Origin of the sequence: Kitasatospora sp. NPDC059462 (assembly GCF_042749955.1) — a bacterium.
Classification (GTDB): Bacteria; Actinomycetota; Actinomycetes; order Streptomycetales; family Streptomycetaceae; genus Kitasatospora.
In genome coordinates this window covers 1-5067 of record NZ_JBHYUU010000326.1, presented here as the reverse complement: position 1 = coordinate 5067, position 5067 = coordinate 1, and the positions used below count along the sequence as shown (strand labels likewise).

The 5067-nt window shown below is 73.5% G+C and carries 5 protein-coding genes; 3 read left to right on the top strand and 2 right to left on the bottom strand.

The features are described from left to right. Positions 1-422: 422 nt before the first annotated feature. On the bottom strand, positions 423-1427 hold the full coding sequence (locus ACFXAM_RS37840) for a stage II sporulation protein M (RefSeq protein ID WP_380298379.1): 1005 nt from the start codon (positions 1425-1427) through the stop codon (positions 423-425). A gap of 220 nt (positions 1428-1647) precedes the next feature. Here ACFXAM_RS37840 and ACFXAM_RS37835 point away from each other — a divergent pair, with 220 nt between their 5' ends. After that, a complete protein-coding gene (locus ACFXAM_RS37835; RefSeq protein WP_380298377.1) occupies positions 1648-2571 on the top strand; it encodes an RDD family protein in 924 nt (307 codons plus the stop codon). A 16-nt stretch (positions 2572-2587) separates the two neighbouring features. Here the strand turns inward: ACFXAM_RS37835 and ACFXAM_RS37830 are convergent, their stop codons facing one another. After that, the gene (locus ACFXAM_RS37830) at positions 2588-3244 is read right to left on the bottom strand and encodes a hypothetical protein (RefSeq protein ID WP_380298376.1); all 657 of its coding nucleotides are present in this window, start codon (positions 3242-3244) and stop codon (positions 2588-2590) included. 116 nt (positions 3245-3360) lie between these two features. On the opposite strand from ACFXAM_RS37830, the gene ACFXAM_RS37825 reads away from it, so the two are divergent. Further along, positions 3361-3897, top strand: a complete 537-nt coding sequence (locus tag ACFXAM_RS37825; RefSeq protein WP_380298375.1) for a SigE family RNA polymerase sigma factor — start codon at positions 3361-3363, stop codon at positions 3895-3897. Next, a complete protein-coding gene (locus ACFXAM_RS37820; protein ID WP_380298374.1) occupies positions 3894-5024 on the top strand; it encodes a hypothetical protein in 1131 nt (376 codons plus the stop codon). Before ACFXAM_RS37825 ends, ACFXAM_RS37820 begins: the two co-directional genes overlap by 4 nt. Positions 5025-5067 lie beyond the last annotated feature (43 nt).

Here is a 5067-nt window from a genome sequence, read left to right as displayed (position 1 = left end):
TGGCGTTGACTTTTGGCACGCTGTTGAGTTCTCAAGGAACGGACGCTTCCATCAGGCGGCTTTCACACCGGCCCTCCGGGCGCTTCGTTCTTTCGCGTTTCCAGCTTACCAGATGTTTTCCGCTCCGTTTTCCGGAGTTTCATTCGTCCGATTCCCGCTGGGGGGATTTCCTTCGACTTCGCCCCGAAGCCTATCAAAGCTTCCGGTGTGCTCAGTCCCTGGATTTACCTTGTCGGAGAGGGCGTGCATTCGATGAAGCACACTCACCTCGACTCGGCGGTGTCGTAGACATTAACGCCCGAGTCTGACTGGTGTCCAGTCGGTCCCAACCGTTCAAACCTACTCGCCCACCCCTACCACGTCAATGGTTTGGCTGGAGCTCAAGAAGAGTAGCAGGTCAGGAGCCTGTGGATCACATCGACTCAGGCCGCGACCGGCTGCAGGTCCGCCCGGTCGGCCGCATCCAGGTCTCCGGTTTCCCCGGCTGCGGCGGCCTTGCGGCCCAACACCAGCGCATAGAGCAGGAAAGCGACCTCGGCGAGCGCGCCGATGGCGATCCGGGCCCAGGTCGGCAGGCCGGAGGGGGTCACGAACGCCTCCAGGACGCCGGACACCGCCAGTACCGTCGCCAGGCCGATTCCCATGCCGATGATCGAGCGGCCCTGTTCGGCGAGCGCGGTGGCGCGGGTGCGCGGGCCGGGGTCGACGATCGTCCAGCCGAGGCGCAGTCCCAGGCCACCGGCGACGAAGACGGCGGTCAGTTCCAGCAGGCCGTGCGGGATGAGCAGTCCGAGGAAGGTGTCCAGCCGGCCGGCGGACGCCATCAGCCCGACGCCGAGGCCGAGGTTGAGGACGTTGCTCGCCAGCACCCACAGCACCGGGAGGCCGAGCACCACGCCGTAGAGCAGGCACTGCACGGCGATCCAGGCGTTGTTCGTCCAGACCTGGGCCGCGAAGGAACTCGCCGGGCGGTCGGAGTAGTAGGTCTCGTAGGCGCCGCCGGGCCTGGTCATCTCACGGAGCTCGGCCGGCGCGGCCAGGCTGTTGCGGACCTCGGGGTGGCCGGCCACCCACCAGGCGACCAGCGCGGTGGCGAGCAGCGAGAGCACCGCGACCGGGATCCACCATCGCCGCGAGCGGTAGAGGGCGGCCGGGAAGCTCACCGTGTAGTAGCGCGCGACGTCGCGCCAGCCGCTGGTCCGGGTGCCGGTGACCGCGTCGCGGGACCGCGAGACCAGGCTGGTGAGCCGGCCTTCGAGGGTCGGGTCGGGCGCGGCGGCCTGGACCTTGGCCAGGTGCCCGGTGACGCGCTGGTAGAGGGCGACGAGTTCGTCGGCCTCCTCCCCGGTCGGGCGCCGCTTCCTGGCGAGCTCGTCCAGCCGGGCCCACTCCCCCTGGTGGGTGGCGACGAAGACGTCCAGGTCCATGCGGCGGCTCCATGATCGGCGCGGGGCGCGAGGTCGGGCGGTGCGGACAGGTGGGCCCAGCATGCCAGGGCCGGGGGGTGCGGCGACCGCCGGGACCTCACTTCCCGGCGGGCTCGGCGGCCCCGTATGTTGACGGCAGCAGATCTCGGGATCGTGGGGGCCGATCCGCCGGATTCCCCGCCCACGGACCGCGTACCACCGACGGGAACGGACGGGTGTCTTGAGCGACCTGGTGACGGGCGAGGCGGTCGTCCTCGGCCTGCGCGCGGCGAAGCTTCCGAGCCGGGGGCTGGCGATCGCACTGGACCTCACCGTGCAGCTCGCGGGACTGGTCGCCACGACCCTGCTGCTGAGCCTGGTCCTGGTCGACCTGGACGGCGCGGCGGTCGCCGCCGTGACGATCGGGCTGACCGTCTTCTTCCTGGTCGCGCTCCCGGTCATGATCGAGACGCTGACCCGCGGCCGTTCGCTGGGGAAGGCCGCGCTGGGGCTGCGCGTGGTGCGCAGCGACGGCGGGCCGGTGCGGTTCCGGCACACGCTGGTGCGCGGGCTGGTCGGCTTCCTGGAGATCATCGTGCTGTTCGGGGTGCCGGCGGTGGTCTGCTCGGTGGTGTCCTCGGACGGCAAGCGGCTGGGCGACGTCTTCGCGGGGACGCTGGTGGTCCGCGAGCGGGTGCCCGGCGGGAGCGGGGCGGCGATCGCGCTGCCGCCGGTGAACCCGCAGTTGCTGCAGGCGATCGGCGGCGAACTGGTGGCGCTGGACCTCTCCGCCGTGCCGGAGCCGCTCTGGCTGGCCGTCCGGCAGTTCCTCGGGCGGATCGGCGAGCTGGACCAGACCGTCGCCCACCGGATGTCCGCCCGGCTCGCGGACGACCTGGCGGCCCGCACCGGCCACCCGGTGCCGTACGGGGTGCACCCGGCGGCGTACCTGGGGGCGGTGCTGACCGAGCGCCAGCGGCGCGAGTGGAGCCGGGCGCAGGGGTACGCCTTCCAGCAGGCCCAGCAGCACGCGCAGACGCACGCCCAGGCTCAGGCCCAGGCCCAGGCCCAGGCCCAGCAGCCGGCCACCCCGTCCGCTCCCCCGGCCCCGCCCGCCGCGCCGACGCCTCCGGCCTCCGGCACCGGCTTCGCCCCGCCCGCCTGACGCCACCCGGGCCCGCCTAACCGAGCTCCTCGCCGGTCCCGTCCCCGAACGCGGCCGGCCAGGCGTTCGGCGGCGACTCCAGCTCCTCCAGCTCGATCCCCCCGGCCGCCAGCACCACGTCCCCCGCCAGGTGCACCACCTGCTGCTCGCCCGTCTCCAGGTCCGCCACCTGGTACCGCTCGACGACGAGCGGCCCCGAGTCCGTCCCGTGCGTCTCGACGCCCTCCAGCAGCCACCCCTGGTCGAGGGTGCGCGGCGCCAGCACCGGCTCGGTGAACGCGACCAGCCGCACCCGCGCGCTCGCCCCCTCCCGCAGCCGCAGCATCCGCGCGGTGGCGATCAGGAAGCCGGGCGAGCGTCCGGTGAAGCCGTGCGCCCGGTCGTGGCCCTCGGCCGCCTGCTCGCCGGACGGGTCGGAGGCGTCGGCCCGCACCCAGGCGACCCCGTCGACGGCGCCGCCGCGCACCTGCCAGCCGCCCGCGCGCAGTTCCATCCGCAGCGGCCGGGCGCGCGAGTCCAGGGTGAGGTCCACCGTTCCGAGGACGCGGCCGTCCGGCGCGTACGTCTTGGAGACGTACCGCCAGCCGGCCGGGCCGGGCGCGCAGCTGAACCGCTCCTCGCCGAGCAGGACGTGGTCATGGGTGTCGTGGAGCGAGTACCGGCCGTTGGGCATGCCCGAAAGCCTACGGCCGCGGTCTTCCGGCGGCGGCATGCAACCTCCTCCCGGCGGCCCGCATCAGGGAGGTGGGCGCTGCGAACCGAGGCATCGCCGGAAGGGAGATCCCATCGATGGCGAAGCAGACCCGCGACGCCGAGTTCACGGAGTACGCCGCGGCCCGGAGCCCCTGGCTCCGCAAGGTGGCCTACCTGCTGTGCGGTGACTGGCACCGCGCGGACGACCTCGCCCAGGAGACGGTGACCAAGCTCTACGTGCGCTGGGGCCGCGTCTCCAAGGCGGACAACATCGACGGCTACGTGCGGACGGTCCTCGTCAACACGTTCCTCGCCGAGCAGCGCTCGCCGTGGGGCCGGTGGTCGGCCCGGCGCCGCGAGGAGGCGCTCCCGGAACGGGCGGCGGCCGTCGCGGACCTGGACGCCTCGGTCGACCTCCGCGCCGCGCTGGCCGCCCTGCCGCCCCGTCAGCGGGCGACGGTGGTGCTGCGCTACTACTGCGACCTCACCGTCGAGCAGACCGCCGCCGCCATGGGGTGCTCCACCGGCAACGTCAAGAGCCAGTGCTCCCGGGGCCTGGACGCACTGCGCCGGCTCCTCGACCGCGAGACCGCCGCGACCGCGGCCGGTCCTTCCGAAAGGATCCCCTCGTGAACGACCTGTACGACGGTTCGTCCTCGCTCTCCGCGACGGAGCAGCGGCTGGCCGCCGAGCTCACCGCGCTGGCCGACTCCCCGGCGCCGACGGCCGTGCCCGACACCTCCTGGTCCATCCGGTCCGGCCGCTCCCGGCTGCGGCGCCGGCGCCTGGCCGTGCTCGGCGCGGTGACGGCGGTGGCGGTCGGCGCCGCCACCCTGAGCACCGCCTGGCCGGAGGCCGGCTCCGGCTCCGGCTCCGCCGTCCAGGCGGCGGGCTCCGGCTCCACGGCCACCGTCCCCGTCGGCCCCCGGGTCGGCCCGGACACCGGTCACGACCCGCTCGTGGTGCAGGCCACCTTCGGTTGGCTGCCCGCCGGCTTCGACGCCTTCGTCTACAACAAGGGCTTCACCGGGCAGCCGGAGGCGGCGCAGGCCAAGGCCATCGGCCCGAAGCAGACGGACGCCGCCACCGACTTCAACCGCCAGCTGCTCTTCCTGACCGTGTACGGGGCCGGGGTGGAACCCCCGCTCGACCTCGGCGCCGGGGTCGGCCTGCGGTACCGGGTGGACACCGCGCCGGTGAACGGCCGGCCGGCGTACTGGGTCGGCATCGCGCCGGGCGACCCGAGCGCCGGGGGCCAGGACCGGACGCTGCGCTTCGAGCTCGCCGACGGCCGCTGGGCCGAGCTGCACGCCTCGTACGTGGGCGCTCCGGACAACGTCGCGAACATGATGGCGCAGGTCGCGGCCGGGGTCCACGCCGCGCCCCAGGCGGTGGCCCTGCCCTTCACGATCACGGATGTGCCGCCCGGCCTGGTCCAGTCGGGATCGAGCCTGGACCACGGCGTCGAAGCCACCCGGGCCTATCCGTGGACGGCGTCCGTCGGCTTCACGCTGAACGGCAAGCCGATCACGGTGAGCGCTCGTCCCGACGTCGCGCCGGCCACGACCGCCCCCGCCATCCCCGGGGCGCTGCAGCCGCCGAAGACCTGCCGGAGCTCCAACGGCCTCAAGCTCTGCGTCTCGGCGATGGAGGACGGGGAGGCGCCGTTCGCCTCGATCGGCGGTTTCAACGGTCTGCTCGACCGGGTCACCTCGCTCGGCACCGACGAGAACGCCTGGACCACGGAGGTCTTCAACTGAACCCGGTCCGCGCACGCCGGTGGCCGGCACTCCCCGCGGGGAG